General features: G+C 38.5%; 15 protein-coding genes. 8 read left to right on the forward strand and 7 right to left on the reverse strand.

Annotated elements, in window-relative coordinates; all coding sequences use genetic code 11:
- Positions 1–2 precede the first annotated feature (2 nt).
- The 3 genes from I7X29_RS02875 (at position 3) to typA (ending at position 2,705) form a co-directional block, all read left to right on the forward strand.
- Positions 3–674, forward strand: a complete 672-nt coding sequence (locus tag I7X29_RS02875) for an SIMPL domain-containing protein (RefSeq protein WP_034555528.1) — start codon at positions 3–5, stop codon at positions 672–674.
- Between the two features lie 7 nt (positions 675–681).
- Positions 682–807, forward strand: coding sequence for a FeoB-associated Cys-rich membrane protein (locus tag I7X29_RS02880; protein ID WP_009413135.1), 126 nt, complete (start codon positions 682–684; stop codon positions 805–807).
- A 92-nt stretch (positions 808–899) separates the two neighbouring features.
- Complete coding sequence (typA, locus tag I7X29_RS02885) at positions 900–2,705, forward strand: translational GTPase TypA (RefSeq protein ID WP_198472755.1); 1,806 nt, start codon at positions 900–902, stop codon at positions 2,703–2,705.
- Positions 2,706–2,936: 231 nt separating this feature from the next.
- Here typA and I7X29_RS02890 read toward each other — a convergent pair whose 3' ends face one another.
- From I7X29_RS02890 to I7X29_RS02920, 7 genes are all read right to left on the reverse strand, one after another.
- Entirely contained in the window at positions 2,937–3,575 is a 639-nt protein-coding gene (locus I7X29_RS02890) for an SCO family protein (RefSeq protein ID WP_198472756.1), read from the reverse strand.
- Entirely contained in the window at positions 3,575–4,024 is a 450-nt protein-coding gene (locus tag I7X29_RS02895) for a hypothetical protein (protein ID WP_198472757.1), read from the reverse strand. The genes I7X29_RS02890 and I7X29_RS02895 overlap by 1 nt, the downstream gene beginning before the upstream one ends.
- Before the next feature lie 399 nt (positions 4,025–4,423).
- Positions 4,424–5,197, reverse strand: coding sequence for a formylglycine-generating enzyme family protein (locus I7X29_RS02900; protein WP_394368688.1), 774 nt, complete (start codon positions 5,195–5,197; stop codon positions 4,424–4,426).
- A gap of 10 nt (positions 5,198–5,207) precedes the next feature.
- On the reverse strand, positions 5,208–6,647 hold the full coding sequence (gene nirK, locus I7X29_RS02905) for a copper-containing nitrite reductase (RefSeq protein ID WP_394368694.1): 1,440 nt from the start codon (positions 6,645–6,647) through the stop codon (positions 5,208–5,210).
- A 328-nt stretch (positions 6,648–6,975) separates the two neighbouring features.
- Complete coding sequence (locus I7X29_RS02910) at positions 6,976–7,197, reverse strand: hypothetical protein (RefSeq protein ID WP_198472759.1); 222 nt, start codon at positions 7,195–7,197, stop codon at positions 6,976–6,978.
- Positions 7,181–8,518 (reverse strand): MFS transporter, encoded by a 1,338-nt coding sequence (locus I7X29_RS02915; protein WP_198472760.1) that lies wholly within the window; start codon positions 8,516–8,518, stop codon positions 7,181–7,183. Before I7X29_RS02915 ends, I7X29_RS02910 begins: the two co-directional genes overlap by 17 nt.
- 3 nt (positions 8,519–8,521) lie before the next feature.
- Entirely contained in the window at positions 8,522–9,469 is a 948-nt protein-coding gene (locus I7X29_RS02920; RefSeq protein ID WP_198472761.1) for a DUF368 domain-containing protein, read from the reverse strand.
- A gap of 514 nt (positions 9,470–9,983) precedes the next feature.
- On the opposite strand from I7X29_RS02920, the gene cdd reads away from it, so the two are divergent.
- From cdd to I7X29_RS02945, 5 genes are read left to right on the forward strand one after another with little or no spacing between them, the layout of a single operon-like run.
- Entirely contained in the window at positions 9,984–10,466 is a 483-nt protein-coding gene (gene cdd / locus I7X29_RS02925; protein ID WP_198472762.1) for a cytidine deaminase, read from the forward strand.
- A 26-nt stretch (positions 10,467–10,492) separates the two neighbouring features.
- Positions 10,493–11,455, forward strand: coding sequence for a KpsF/GutQ family sugar-phosphate isomerase (locus tag I7X29_RS02930; protein ID WP_198472763.1), 963 nt, complete (start codon positions 10,493–10,495; stop codon positions 11,453–11,455).
- A 26-nt stretch (positions 11,456–11,481) separates the two neighbouring features.
- A complete protein-coding gene (locus tag I7X29_RS02935) occupies positions 11,482–12,657 on the forward strand; it encodes an alpha-hydroxy acid oxidase (RefSeq protein WP_198472764.1) in 1,176 nt (391 codons plus the stop codon).
- A 31-nt stretch (positions 12,658–12,688) separates the two neighbouring features.
- Positions 12,689–14,101, forward strand: a complete 1,413-nt coding sequence (gene rlmD, locus I7X29_RS02940) for a 23S rRNA (uracil(1939)-C(5))-methyltransferase RlmD (RefSeq protein WP_198472765.1) — start codon at positions 12,689–12,691, stop codon at positions 14,099–14,101.
- 15 nt (positions 14,102–14,116) lie between these two features.
- A complete protein-coding gene (locus I7X29_RS02945; RefSeq protein ID WP_009413149.1) occupies positions 14,117–15,124 on the forward strand; it encodes a DHH family phosphoesterase in 1,008 nt (335 codons plus the stop codon).
- The last annotated feature ends 3 nt before the right edge of the window (positions 15,125–15,127 follow it).

A 15,127-nucleotide genomic window follows, 5' to 3' on the forward strand; every position in this document is an offset into this window, starting at 1 on the left:
ATATGAAACACTACTTTGTATTATTTTCGCTAATATCAACAATGGCAATAGCGCAAAACCAAACGCCTACCGTCGAAGTTACAGGTGAAGGCATCGTATATGCAACCCCCGATATGGTAAATATCTCTATCAGTATCGAAAAAGAAGGGCTTGATTTGAAGAATCTCCGACAAAAGAACGGCGAAGCTGTGGCTCAAGTATTACAACTTTTGAGTAAGGAACTCCCTATGGAGAATTTCCAAACCAGCTATGTATCTCTTTATAAAGACGATTATAACAAACTGAACAAATATCGTGTCGTGCAAAATATCAATATCAAATTAGAAGATATAAGCAAGTACGATAACTTGATGAATACTATTTTCGATGCAGGAGTAAACCGAATTGACGGCATCAGCTTTGGAGTAAAAAACAAAGAAAAACTCTTACAAGAAGCACGTATCGCCGCTATCGACGATGCCCGTAAAAAAGCGTTACTCTATGCCGTAAGCTTAGATCAAAACATTGGTAAAGCTATCCAAATCAAGGAAGTAAACTCTCATTTCAACGATATACAACCCGTTGAAAGAATGAGCAAAATGAGTTTAGGAAGTACCGGAAATGATAATACTTTAGCCGTAGGTAAAATAGCTATCGAAGCTCAAGTAAATGTAGCATTCGAACTTTTAAAATAAATTCACTATGGGAACACAAGAAATTATAGCCTATATTTTAGTAGCAATAGCAGCTTTTTTCTTAGTAAAAAAACTGTTTTTTAACAAAAAGAAAGGCTGTTCTGGAGGCGCTAATTGCAACTGCGGACACTAAATAATTAAAAAAAATGCCAATTCACAAATTTGCTAATTGACAAATTATTCGTACCTTTGCGCCCTCAATTTTAAAAATTACAAATTATATCTATGACCGCTATTAGAAATATAGCTATTATTGCCCACGTTGACCACGGAAAAACTACCCTTGTTGATAAAATCTTGCACCACTGCGCACTCTTTCGCGACAATCAAGATTCTGGCGAACTGATATTAGATAATAACGACCTCGAACGCGAACGCGGTATTACCATCCTCTCTAAAAACGTATCTGTTGTTTATAAAGACATCAAAATCAACATTATTGATACCCCTGGCCACGCCGACTTTGGTGGTGAGGTTGAACGTGTCCTCAATATGGCTGATGGCGTACTTCTATTAGTAGATGCCTTTGAAGGTCCTATGCCTCAAACGCGATTTGTACTCCAAAAAGCTATCGAAATGAAGTTGAAACCTATTGTGGTAATCAACAAAGTCGATAAAGAAAACTGTACACCTGATGAGGTACACGAAGCTGTATTCGACTTAATGTTTGAACTCGGCGCTGAAGATTGGCAACTCGATTTCCCTACTGTCTACGGTTCAGCTAAACAAAACTGGATGTCTGAAGATTGGCATAAAAAAACGGATAGCATCGCTCCCCTACTCGATATGGTGGTAGAGCACATCCCTGCTCCTCAAATTGAGGAAGGTAGCTTGCAAATGCTCATCACTTCTCTTGATTATTCTACCTTTACAGGTCGTATCGCTATCGGTCGCTTGCACCGTGGTACCCTAAAATCTGGTATGAATATTTCATTAGTGAAACGCGATGGAACTATCGTCAAATCTAAAATTAAGGAATTACATTTATTTGATGGTTTAGGTCGTAAAAAAGTAGAGGAAGTACAAGCAGGCGACATTTGTGCGATTGCTGGCTTAGAAGGCTTTGAAATTGGTGATACCATCGCCGATTATGAAAATCCCGAAGCGCTTCCTACTATTGCTATCGATGAACCTACTATGAGTATGCTCTTCACTATTAACGATTCGCCTTTCTTTGGTAAAGATGGTAAGTTTGTAACCTCTCGCCATATCAAAGAACGTTTGGAACGAGAATTAGAGAAAAACCTTGCTTTACGTGTAGAACCTACCGATAGTGCCGATAAGTTTATTGTTTATGGTCGTGGGGTATTACACCTCTCAGTGCTTATTGAAACAATGCGTCGTGAAGGTTATGAATTACAAATAGGTCAGCCTCAAGTTATCATCAAAGAAATCGATGGCGTAAAATGTGAACCTGTAGAAGAACTCACTATCGATTTACCTGAAAACGTAAGTGGTAAAGCAGTCGATTTGGTAACCCTTCGCAAAGGTGAAATGCTAAGTATGGAGCCTAAAGGTGAACGTATGATTATCAAGTTCATCATTCCTTCTCGCGGTATCATTGGCTTGCGTAACCAATTGCTCACGGCTACCGCTGGTGAGGCGATTATCCACCACCGTTTCTTGGAATTCCAACCTTTCAAAGGTGAAATCGCAGGGCGTATCAATGGCTCACTCATCTCTATGGAACAGGGAACTGCTATCCCCTACTCTCTCGATAAATTGCAAGACCGCGGTAAGTTCTTCATTTTCCCTGGCGAAGAAATCTATACAGGGCAAGTGATCGGCGAAAATTCTCGTAGTGGAGATATCGTTGTGAATGTTACGAAGACTAAAAAACTTACAAACGTACGTGCTGCTGGTTCTGATGAAAAAGTGAAGTTAGCTCCACCTATTAAGTTTTCATTAGAAGAAGCCTTGGAATATATCCAAAAAGACGAATACGTTGAAGTAACACCAAAAAATATGCGTTTGCGTAAAATCTACTTAGATGAAAATGAACGCAAACGCCACGAAAAAGAGTTTAAATAATTAAGCAAATATTTTCTAAAAACAAAGAGGTTGCCCGATATTGAGCAACCTCTTTTTAATTGTCATAAACTTTGTCAAAGTCCAAAAACTTTGACAAAGTCTATAAATCTGATAATCAATCACTTTTAGAGTATGTTATGTAGGAAAGCCAGCGATAGCTGGTATGTGCTGCAAATCCCATATAAATAAAACTTTTCGGACAGGCTCTTTTTAATTGTAAGCTATTAATTATCAATTATTAATTGTTAATTGTTTTATTGTTTCTTCAACAGTCTTATCATAGTCAATGCCTAAACCTTCTTGTTGCGATACCAATTCTCCTTTCTTGTTAAACACACTGATGATGTTAGAATGTGAGAAATCCACTGGTGATATTTGCTTGTAGTTCACAGCAAGTACTGCAGCAAACTCTCGTGTTTGTTCTTCATTAGAACGAAGGAATAGCCACTGATCGTCGTCCATTTGTCTTTCTTTGGCAAAGGCTTTTAAATGCTCTGGTGTATCCGTCTCGGGGTCTATACTTACCAAAAGGTATTTCACTTGCTTACGTTTGTCTCCTGCTTGTTCATCTACGCGCTTGCGTATTTCCCGCATATCTTTAATAAGGATAGGACAAGCGGTCTTGCAAGAGGTGTAGATCATCACCACCACCAATACATTCCCTTTGAGGTCTTTAAGCTCTATGTTATTCCCATTTTGGGTAGTCCATACCGCTGGCAAGTGATATACTGATAAGTCCGAAAAACTATCAGTCGTCTTTGCAGCAGTACTATCTGCCACTGCTTTTGTATCTGTTGTAGCTGTGTTGCTATTGTGGTTATTACAATTGAGCAATAACAAACTCAGTAAAATAAAATATAGTGTTTTCATCAATAGTAATTTTTTCTAAGGTTTATCTTCATTTTATCATATTTTGCTTCTAAATCTTCTAAAAATCCCTCCAAAACATCGGCTACATCTTCATAATTCTCATAAAGATATTTATCGTCAATTCCTTGTTCCATAATCCCTTTTATTTCTTTCAATTTAGCTCTTATATATCTATACGAGCTTGTTGTCCCATCATAGTATAGAAACTCTTCAACATATTCTTTCAATATATCATAATCTGCATTAGCCTCTACAATCATAGCTTTGATATAGATATTCACCAATGCTATAATTGTTAACTCTGCTGATTGTTTATACACCTCTACTATCACATAATTACAGATTTCGTCTATATCGTTATATGACATATTCTTTAAGTTGTTATTATCGCCTAATAACAACTCACAATCTTCTATAACATCTCTATATTTTGTTACAATATCTTTCATTATTAAAGCTACCTCCTCTGCATCTCTCAGAGATCCTCAGAGTTCCTCCTATTTTCTTAAAATCTCTCCAAAAATTCTGAAACTCATTTGTCAATTATTATAGTAAGTCAGAATTGGTTTGCAAAATTTTCGTCACTACATTTTGCCAAAGTTTTAGGTTTTATCAAAATTGATTACCTGATAATCAATTACTTTTAAAGTATATTATGTAGAGGCGTTTTGCAAACGCCCCTAAAAGAAAACTTTTTTATTCACAATCTATTTTTTGTTTGAATATAATTTCGTAAATTCGTAATTCGTCATTTATTCCTGTTAAAACAAATAACAATCGCTTTTCCAGCTTGTCCCCCTTCGGGGGTTCGGGGGCTATCTCGTATTTCGTATCTCGTATTTCGTAATTTATAAAGCACATCTGAAACCCATATTCAGCATCGTATAGTTCGCTTTAAGGCTCCCTCGTAACGCATACCGCATAAAAGCTCCATAGTTAGTAAGATCGGAAGCATTGAGCGCACTCCCGCCACAAAAAAGAGCATCATCTCCTTGCTTGTCTTTGCGCGAGTCTCCCGAGAGTAGCACGCTATTGAAGTCCGCCACCCATTCCCATACCAAGCCGTGCATATCATATACTCCCCAATAGTTCTTGGGCGTACTGCCTACTTTCTGTAGGTAGGTCTTGGGCGTTTGCATACTTCGCACTATATACTCTTGATAATGTTTCTTCTTGCGGGCATCTATACTTTGGGCATCGGCTTGAGCTACATATTCCCACTCATCAGTAGTTGGTAGTCGCTTTCCCTCACACTCACAATATTTCTTAGCAGCAAACCAAGAAATGTGGGTAACAGGAGCTTGTGCCTCCAGCGGACTAAATTCTAAGTCGCTTTGCCAGTGCGAAAGATAACTCTTCTGCGCAAAGATTCCCTTCACTCGAGAACGCTGCCACTCGGGGTGTTTCTCCAAAAAAGCTTTGTATTGTGCATTGGTCACTGGGTATATATCTAACTGAAAGCTCTTTACATTTACGGGCTTTGTCGCTTTATTCTCCCCTTTTACTCCATACAAAGGGACATAGCTTCCTCCTTTAATCGTTACCATTGGGGTAGGAGTTTGCCCTAAGAGCCATCCACAAAAGCATAAAGTTATTATGTTAATAAGGTATTTTTTCATCATTATCAGCCAATTAACGTTTTTCTCTTACTTTCTTCACTCTTTCAGGGCTTACTACGGTTTTATTGTTCTCCCAGTTGTGATATACGTAGGTGAGCACATCGGCTATTTGTTCTGGGGTAAGTGGTTGCGGAGGCATCATACTGTTGTACTGCTTGCCATTTACCGTAATCCCCCCCGTATGCCCTTTCAGTACGGTCTCTATTGCTCTGTCTACATCGGCATTCAGGTAGTCGGCTTTTGCTAAAGGCGGAAAAGCCCCTTCCAAGCCTTGTCCTTGCACCTGATGACAAGCAATACAAGTGCGTTGGTACACTTTTTTACCTTCTTCTATCTGTTGTGCTAGCGTTTTATTACTTGTTTCTTTAGTAGAGGTAGCTTCGTTAGTGGTCACTTGACTGTTTGTTACTTTAGCTTGATAAGGTACGGGGGCTTGCTTGCCATAAATAACTGGATTTTCACGCCCTTGAGCAATGAGCTGTCCTAGTGCACCTTTATTGAAAGCACGGAAAATAGCGTGGTCTACCAAAGTATAAGAACCTGGTACTTCTACCTTAAATTCTACTATAGCTGCCCCACCTGCCGGAATAACAGTTGTTTGTACGTTTTCATTTACGAGCTTGCCCCCTTCCACCTGCACTCGGTCAAAGATTTCTCCTATCACGTGGAAAGAAGAAATGAGATTAGGTCCTCCATTCCCTACAAAAAGACGTACCGTTTCACCTGCATTCACTGTGAGGGCTTTATCGCCTGCTATAGCACCTACTTTCCCGTTGAAAAGCACATAATCAGGCTTCTCCGCAAGGGCTTTCTCCTGACTAAAGGCCTGTAATCCTTGAGCTCCGTAGTCTCCTTCTGTATAGAAATCGCCTTGCATCACATAATATTCCATATCTACTGGGGGCAAACCGCCTTCGGGCTCTACCAATATGAGTCCATACATCCCATTAGCGATATGCAAAGGCACGGGCGCTTGAGCACAATGATATACAAAAAGCCCTGGGTTCAAACATTTAAAAGTAAAGGTGCGTTGCTGCCCTGGAGCTACCAATGATGCATCAGCACCTCCTCCTGTTCCCGTTACTGCGTGAAGGTCGATATTGTGTGCTAATTTGTTATCTGGGTGATTTTTAAGTGTAAACGATACTTCATCGCCTACACGAGCTCGAATAAAACTCCCTGGCACTGTACCGCCAAATGTCCAAAAAAGGTACTTAGTTCCATCTGCCAATTCGCCTTCTTTCTCTATGATTTCGAGGGTAACACTCAGTTTTGTAGCCTTCCGATTTCCTACTGGGGCAGGTACAAAAGGAGGTGAAGTAAGTTGGGCTACCATTTCCCCTTCTACGGGAATATCAGTGGTAGAAGTATAAGTAGTTTGTTCATTACAAGCACTTAACAATAAAGAAGCACTCAATAGTAATAAATTGTATTTCATAAAATCTTTTCTCATCATTATAGTACCAAATTATATAGAACCAATTAAAATACGGGGCAAATATAATACTTTTTGTCTAATAATCCTCATTACAATACTATTTTAACGTGAGTTCGATATAACAGAACATTGATTTACAATTTTGTAACATAATATATTTACAAAATAATTCACCGTCAGGTGAAAATTCGTGAGATAATAAAAAATAAAGACTTTTATGCACTCCCAATTTCGTGAAAATTCGTGTAATTCGTGGGAGATTAAAAAATATTTTACTGATTGTTAAATAATTACTTACGCCGAACTCACGTTATTTTACCAATTACCCGTACAGTTCGCACCACTAAAGGTCAAACACAGAAGTCCGTTTCACAAAAAACACATCCTTAATTCTCAATAAAGAAGCCAATAATAGATATATACCAAAACCAGCCCCTAAAGTAGCAAAAGTACCATAAATGAAGAAAATACGCACATCTTTAGCGCGTACACCTAATTTCTCAGCCAATCGTGCCGATACTGCAAAGCCATATTTCTCTAAAAAAAATCTAACCTTTGAAATCATTTGTTACCCGTTGTTTGCTTGTCTTAAAAAGTAGAATTATGCCAAGTCCGAAGAAAATAATCAATGAGATAGTCGCATTTCGCATATTATTCGTAAATTGGTCAATGAGTCCATAAACCCCCATTCCTATAACTATCCCTATTTTTTCAGTCACATCGTAAAAACTGAAGAAAGAAGTTGTATCTTTAGTATCAGGCAAATAAGCCGAATAAGTAGAGCGAGAAAGCGTTTGTATGCCCCCCATTACAAGTCCTACTAAGGTAGCTATGATGTAGAATTGTATCGGTTTATACACGTAATATGAAAGTAAGCAAATTCCTACCCATATAGCATTGAGTCCTATTAACACCCAAATATTTCCCCATTTGCGCACTGCAATAACTGTGAGTCGTGCTCCTACTATAGCCACTAATTGAATTATAAGCACACTCACTATTAGTCCTATAGTACTTTCTTCAGCACTCGCCCATTGTATTTCTTGTTCTCCAAAATAGGTAGCTACCAGCATTACGGTTTGCACTCCCATACTATATACAAAAAAAGCAATGAGATACCATTTCAATCGTGGCGAAGTAGTGAGTTGTTGCCATACTTTCCGTAATTCCTTAAATCCATTAAAAAAAATACTCTTGGTAACTTTAGCTCCATTTTTCTTATGTGATGGAAGGTAGTAAAAAGGAATACTACTGAACCCTATCCACCATACTCCTACTGTGATAAACGAAATCCGCATCGTCGTGAGTGTCGTTTCGGTATCAGTAGTAGTAAAACCTATCCATTCAGGTTTCATCACCATTATCAAATTGAAAATCAATAGCAACACACTCCCCGCGTAGCCTAAACTATAACCTTTAGCACTTACTGCATCGTATTGTTCAGGCAGAGCAATATCTGGCAAATAGGAATTGTAAAATACTATACTTCCCCAAAAACCTACTACCCCACAAAAATAGCAAAATAAACTAAAATAGATGTGTTCTAACGAAAACCAGTACAATCCTATACACGAAATTGCTCCAATATAGCAAAAAAAGCGCATAAATGTTTTTTTGTTGCCTAAATAGTCGGCTATACCACTCAAAATAAGCGAGAGTACCACCACCACAGCAAAAGCCAAAGCGGTTACAAAAGCGATTACCGATGTACTTTTGATTATCATCCCAAAAAGGGATATATGGGTAAGCCCTGCAGTGCGAAATAATAGTCCGTAAAAAATAGGAAAAACAGTGGAAACGATGGTAAGTGAATATACTGAGTTTGCCCAGTCATAAAACGCCCAAGCGTTGAGTAGTTTTTTATTGCCTCTTTCTAATCTATTCATAGTTTAGTGTTTTTTACTGCGTTTGTTACTCCATTTTTCGAGTAGATAAATCACTAAAAAACCTGCTATTGCTAATAGTACAGCAATGAATATTTGAGGTTCTGTATGGGTGACTTCTTTAAAAGTACAGGGCGATATGCTCTTTTCCCACACTGCCACAGCATTGCCTTGAGCATCTGTATCCCATTTCAAAACCTCTTTCCAAGGCCATACTTTGTTTAGCGACCCCACGATAAAACCAGTCAACCCTGCAAAAGTAAGAGTCCGATATTTAGCAAACAACCATTTCAGCGCCTTAGAAAAACTTAAAATACCCGTGATTGCTCCTACCCCAAAAACACTTATGAGTTTAAAATTCCACGAACTCAAAGCGTCTAAAACTGTGTGATAAGCTCCTAACAGCACCAATATAAAAGCTCCTGAAATCCCTGGTAATATCATCGCGCAAATAGCCAAAGCTCCACAGAAGAAAATAAATATCAAATTCTGGTTACCACCATTCACTAAGGGTGGAATAACCGTAATAAAATAAGCAACTCCCCCCGATATGAGCATCACGAGTATTGTAGCTAAATTCCAACGATTGATTTCTTTTATCAAAAAAAGTACGCTGGCTATCATCAACCCAAAGAAAAAAGCCCATATCATTATAGGTTCATTTTCTAAAAGCCATTTCATCCCTTTGGCAAGCGATATGATGCTAACCCCTATCCCTGCCAAGAGTGCTACAAAAAAATTACCATTAATATGTTTCCAAAAAGCTACAATCCCTTTGCTGAATAAAAGCTTAAATGCTTGTAAATTGATCTTGCTAATAGACCCTACAAGCTCTTCATAAATCCCCGATATAAAGGCTATGGTACCCCCAGAAACTCCTGGTACAACATCGGCTGCTCCCATTGCCATTCCTTTGGAAGTAATAAATAAATAATCTAAAAAATTGCGTTTCATAACAATTTATAATGTCTCTTTCTAACTTAAACGGCGCAAAGATAATAATATTTTGCTAATTAATAGTCTATCTGTATTGATTTACAAATTTTTCGTTCTATACTATCCGTGTAATTCCAGTAGCGTTTGCTGCCATAATATATATTCTTTACGTCTAACTCTCATTAAGTTAACGTCAGTTCGATATAACAGAACATTGATTTACAGCTTTGTAACATAATATATTCACAAAATAATTCACCGTTAGGTGAAAATTCGTGGGAGATTAAAAATATTTTACTGATTGTTAAATAATTACTTACACCGAACTTACCTTAAGTTACATTGTAGGAGGGGCTAAAAGTCTCAAAATCGTATTTGTATCTACTTTACTCGTCTTAAAAAACTCTAAGATTCTCCAAAAAAAACACCTAATAGGAAACCTTACAATAAGTTAATCAATAAATTTTTCTATCCATCAAATTTGTTAATTTGCTAATTACTTCGTATCTTTGCAAAATAAAAGCATTTTCTTATGAAAACGGAACATCAATTACATATCAAATATAATGTTTTCAATAAATTAACCGACCTGCCTGAAAAAGCTCTAAACTTGATGAAACAAGCAATAACCACTCGCGAAAAGGCTTACGCCCCTTACTCTAAATTCAAAGTGGGTGCCGCTGTTTTACTTAAAAACGGACAAACTTTCGTAGGCTCCAATCAGGAAAATGCTGCCTACCCCTCAGGTCTTTGCGCCGAAAGAGTCGCTATATACCAAGCCGCTACCCAGTATCCCGACGAGGAAATCGAAATGATCGCAATCTCTGGATCTGCCCAAGACCCTACAGCCTTTCCCGTATCGCCTTGTGGAGCTTGCCGCCAGTCGCTCTCCGAATACGAAACCAAACAAAAAAAACTTATCCCCGTCTATTTTATGGGAGCTGAAGGCGAAATCGTTCAAACTGAATCTATTAAAGACCTCCTGCCTTTCCTTTTCGATGGTAGCCTAATGTAAACTAACAACTAAAAACTATATAACGAATGAACTCAGAAGAAATTATTACCTCTGCCAAACAAACTATTACTGAAGAAGCTCAAGCTGTTGCTAAACTAACTGATTATATCGACGACGATTTTACTAAGTCAGTACAATATATATTGCAATCCAAAGGTCGTGTAGTGATTACAGGTATAGGTAAAAGCGCTATTATTGCTAATAAAATAGTAGCTACAATGAACTCTACAGGCACCCCCGCCATCTTTATGCACGCTGCCGATGCGATCCATGGTGATTTGGGTATTATACAGCAAGATGATGTGGTAATATGTATCTCTAAAAGCGGTAACACCCCCGAAATAAAAGTGTTAGTGCCTTTGCTCAAAAGGGGTAATAATAAGCTGATAGCTATTACCTCTAATAAAAACTCTGTCTTAGCTCAACAAGCCGATAGTGTACTCTACGCTCACGTTGATAAAGAAGCTTGCCCTAATAATTTAGCCCCTACGACTAGCACCACAGCTCAATTGGTTTTAGGCGATGCTTTAGCAGTTTGTCTATTGGAAATGAAACACTTTGGCAGTAACGACTTTGCTAAATACCATCCTGGTGGCGCATTAGGAAAACGTTTATATCTAAAAGTATCCGATATTGTACCTCATAACCAAAAACCTGAGGTCTCTCCTGATACCGATATTAAAAAGGTAATCATAGAAATATCCGAAAAAATGCTTGGAGTAACTGCCGTACTCAACAATCATCAAATAGTAGGAATAGTAACTGATGGTGATATCCGCCGAATGCTTAGTAAAACGGATAGTATCAAAGGGCTTACCGCTAAAGATATAATGAGCGCTAACCCTAAAACTATTGAGGTCGATTGTTTAGCAATTGATGCCCTACACCTAATGGAGAAAAATAAAATTACACAACTATTAGCTACTAAACAAGGTGAATATGTGGGAATTATACACCTACACAACCTTATTCAAGAAGGACTTATTTAAAATCTAAGAATATTAATTATTTAAAAATGAGAGATCTATCCAAAATGACAAACATTGAGGACTTGCGTGTCGTTTGTAAACGCAACGTCCCTAAAATGTTCTACGAGTATGTAGACACCGGCTCTTGGACTGAAGCAACCTACAAACAAAATGTTTCAGACTTCAACCCTATCAAATTCCGCCAACGTATCTTAGTGGATATGGATAACCGTACCCTCGAAAGTACACTCCTTGGCAAAAAAGTAAAATTCCCTGCAATGACGGCTCCTGTGGGCTTTATGGGAATGATGTGGGCTGACGGTGAAATTCACATGGCTAAAGCTGCCCAAAAATTCGGTATCCCTTTTACCCTATCTACTATGTCCATCTGCTCTATCGAGGATTTAGTAGAAGCTGGTGTTGAACCTTTCTGGTTTCAGCTCTATGTAATGCGCGACCGCGAGTTTATGAAAGACCTTATTCATCGTGCTAAAGAAGCTAAATGCTCTGCCTTGATGATTACCGTCGATTTACAAGTCTTAGGTAACCGCCACCGCGATATCAAAAACGGACTTTCTACTCCTCCTAAGTTCACCATTCCTAATATGTTGAACCTTTCTACTAAAATTCCTTGGGGAATGCGTTATATCTTCGGTAATCGCCGCTGGACTTTCCGCAATATTGCTGGACACGCTAAAAACGTATCCGACCTCTCTTCTCTATCTTCTTGGACAAAAGAACAATTTGACCCTAGCCTTAGCTGGAAAGATATTGCCGAAATCAAAGAACTCTGGGGAGGACCCATCATCTTAAAAGGAATTATGACTCCTGAAGATGCTATAGAGGCAGTAAAATACGGCGCTGATGCAATTATCGTCTCTAACCACGGTGGTCGCCAGATGGATGACACTATTTCCACTATAAAAGCCCTTCCCGATATCGTAAGTGCTGTAGGTAACCAAACTGAAGTATGGATAGACTCTGGATTCTATACAGGTCAAAACATGCTCAAGGCTTGGGCTTTAGGAGCTAAAGGTATTATGCTCGGTCGTGCTCCTGTATATGGGCTCGGTGCTTATGGCGAAGAAGGGGTAACCCGCGCTTTGCAGATACTCTATGACGAAATGGATACTACTATGGCTTTCGCTGGTCATCGTAACCTCCAAGATGTAGATAGCAGTATCTTAGTAGAGGGTACTTATCCTCTGCCAAGTAATCGATAATTCAAAAAAATAATGTACCTTTGCCCCCGCAATGAGTAAAAAGAAAAATATAACCATAGAAAATGTTATCGTTACCGATGCGGGGGCTAAAGGCAAAAGCATTGCTAAAGCTCCTGATGGTCGCGTTATCTTTATCAACAACGCTATCCCTGGTGATGTAGTCGATGTACAAACTACCAAAAAAAAATCGGCTTATTACGAGGGGGTTGCTACTAAATTCCACGACTATTCTAATCGCCGTGTAACTCCCGTATGTACCCATTTTGGCTACTGTGGTGGCTGCAAATGGCAAAATATGAACTATGAAAGTCAGCTGTTCTACAAACAAAAAGAAGTCGAAAACAACTTAGTGCGTTTAGGAAAAATAACAATCCCTGAACTGATGCCTATTGTAGCTTCCGAGAATATCTATTTCTATCGAAATAAAATGGAATTCTCCTTCTCCGATATGCGCTGGCTTACCCCCGAAGAAATTCAAAATGCCAATACAATTGAACAACGCAACGGTTTAGGCTTCCATATCGCTGGCGCTTGGGATAAAATCCTCGACATCGATAAATGTTACTTACAAGAAGATCCTTCTAATGCCATACGATTGGAAATTAAGCGATTTGCTTTAGAAAATAATATACCTTTCTATAGCCCGCGTCAGCAAACAGGTGTCTTGCGTTCTATGATGATACGCATCTCTTCTACAGGCGAAATAATGTTGGTAATACAATTCTTTAGCGATAGCAAAAAAGGCTATTGTTTGTTAGACCATATCGCCCAAACGTTCCCTCAAATTACTTCTTTGCAATATTGTATCAACAGCAAAGGAAACGATGCTATCTACGACCAAGATTTAAAAGTCTATAAAGGCACCGATTGTATTTTTGAGGAAATGGAAGGTTTGCGTTTCAAAATCAATGCAAAATCCTTCTATCAAACAAACTCTAAACAAGCTCACAAACTATATCAAGTAACCCGTGACTTCGCCGATTTAAAAGGAGATGAATTGGTATATGACCTCTATACTGGTACGGGTACTATCGCTCAGTTTGTAGCTAAAAAAGCTAAAAAAGTAGTAGGCGTCGAAGCTGTACCCGAAGCCATTGCCGATGCTAAAGCAAATGCTAAGGCAAACGGCATTGATAATGTGAGTTTTTATGTAGGCGATATGAAAAACATCTTTAATGATGCTTTTATCGAAGCTAATGGTACCCCCGATGTAATCATCACCGATCCTCCTCGTGATGGAATGCACAAAGACGTAGTAGCGCAAATCCTGCAAATAGCACCCTCTAAGATAGTATATGTGAGCTGTAATAGCGCTACCCAAGCCCGTGATTTAGCGCTCTTAAACGAAATGTATAAGGTGACAAAAGTACAACCCGTCGATATGTTCCCTCAAACTTATCACGTTGAAAATGTAGTACTTTTAGAAAAAAGAACTCTCTCCTAAAATCTCTAAAAGCAAATGAATATATACGATATCGAAGCTACCAAAATATTGCTCGAAAAGCAACCTAAAATAAGTATCATCCCTCACAAAAGCCCTGATGGCGATGCCATAGGTAGCTGCTTAGGGCTTTACCATTATCTCAAATTACATCATTGTGATGTAACGGTAGTTTCACCTAACGATTTTCCTGATTTTCTCAAATGGCTACCTGCTGCCGATGAAATTCTTATTTACGACAACAATCCTGAAAAAGCTACAAAGCAAATCGAAGCCTCTAAACTTATCTTTACGCTCGATTTCAACGCCCTCAAAAGAGCCGATACACTCACTCCTCTATTAGAGAACTCTAAAGCTACCTTTGTGATGATAGACCATCATCAAGCCCCCGACGACTATGCCAAAGTTACTTTCTCTAATCCTAAAGCAAGCTCTACTTGCGAAATGATTTACACCTTTATCGACGCAATGGGCAATAAAAACCAAATCGATAAAGAAATAGCAACTTGCTTATATACAGGAATAATGACGGATACAGGTAACTTCAAATACCCCACCACCACTAGCAACACATTCAAAATTGGCGCTTTCTTAATAGAAAAAGGAGCTAACAATAGCCAAATCAATAGCAATGTGTTCGATAATAATTCTTACAACAAATTGCAATTACTTAGCACTGCTCTCAAAAATTTGGTGTATATCAAGGAGTACGACACTGCTTATATTACACTCACTTCTGAGGAATTACAAAAATGCGACCATCAAAAAGGTGATACTGAAGGTTTTGTAAACTATGGACTCACAATTAAAGATACTAAATTAGCTGTCATCTTTATCCAAGAAGGCGATTTTGTAAAAATCTCCTTGCGCTCCAAAGGCAATAACGATGTAAACTTGTTGGCTCGTAAATGTTTCAATGGCGGCGGACATATCAATGCCGCTGGTGGGCGATTCGACGGCTCTATAGACGAGGCAGTTACCTATTTCAAACAAGTATTACCCGATTTTATCCACAAAAATATGTAAAAT

It is taken from the genome of Capnocytophaga periodontitidis (assembly GCF_016126015.1).
GTDB lineage: Bacteria > Bacteroidota > Bacteroidia > Flavobacteriales > Flavobacteriaceae > Capnocytophaga > Capnocytophaga periodontitidis.

What these genes read in the sequence shown, in the direction of transcription:
- typA (WP_198472755.1), top strand. Translation starts at nt 900, where the DNA reads ATGACCGCTATTAGAAATATAGCTATTATTGCCCACGTTGACCACGGA.
- I7X29_RS02890 (WP_198472756.1), bottom strand. Translation starts at nt 3,575, where the DNA reads ATGAAAACACTATATTTTATTTTACTGAGTTTGTTATTGCTCAATTGT.
- I7X29_RS02915 (WP_198472760.1), bottom strand. Translation starts at nt 8,518, where the DNA reads ATGAATAGATTAGAAAGAGGCAATAAAAAACTACTCAACGCTTGGGCG.
- nirK (WP_394368694.1), bottom strand. Translation starts at nt 6,647, where the DNA reads ATGAGAAAAGATTTTATGAAATACAATTTATTACTATTGAGTGCTTCT.
- I7X29_RS02900 (WP_394368688.1), bottom strand. Translation starts at nt 5,197, where the DNA reads ATGATGAAAAAATACCTTATTAACATAATAACTTTATGCTTTTGTGGA.
- rlmD (WP_198472765.1), top strand. Translation starts at nt 12,689, where the DNA reads ATGAGTAAAAAGAAAAATATAACCATAGAAAATGTTATCGTTACCGAT.
- I7X29_RS02920 (WP_198472761.1), bottom strand. Translation starts at nt 9,469, where the DNA reads ATGAAACGCAATTTTTTAGATTATTTATTTATTACTTCCAAAGGAATG.
- cdd (WP_198472762.1), top strand. Translation starts at nt 9,984, where the DNA reads ATGAAAACGGAACATCAATTACATATCAAATATAATGTTTTCAATAAA.
- I7X29_RS02935 (WP_198472764.1), top strand. Translation starts at nt 11,482, where the DNA reads ATGAGAGATCTATCCAAAATGACAAACATTGAGGACTTGCGTGTCGTT.
- I7X29_RS02880 (WP_009413135.1), top strand. Translation starts at nt 682, where the DNA reads ATGGGAACACAAGAAATTATAGCCTATATTTTAGTAGCAATAGCAGCT.
- I7X29_RS02945 (WP_009413149.1), top strand. Translation starts at nt 14,117, where the DNA reads ATGAATATATACGATATCGAAGCTACCAAAATATTGCTCGAAAAGCAA.
- I7X29_RS02930 (WP_198472763.1), top strand. Translation starts at nt 10,493, where the DNA reads ATGAACTCAGAAGAAATTATTACCTCTGCCAAACAAACTATTACTGAA.
- I7X29_RS02895 (WP_198472757.1), bottom strand. Translation starts at nt 4,024, where the DNA reads ATGAAAGATATTGTAACAAAATATAGAGATGTTATAGAAGATTGTGAG.
- I7X29_RS02875 (WP_034555528.1), top strand. Translation starts at nt 3, where the DNA reads ATGAAACACTACTTTGTATTATTTTCGCTAATATCAACAATGGCAATA.
- I7X29_RS02910 (WP_198472759.1), bottom strand. Translation starts at nt 7,197, where the DNA reads ATGATTTCAAAGGTTAGATTTTTTTTAGAGAAATATGGCTTTGCAGTA.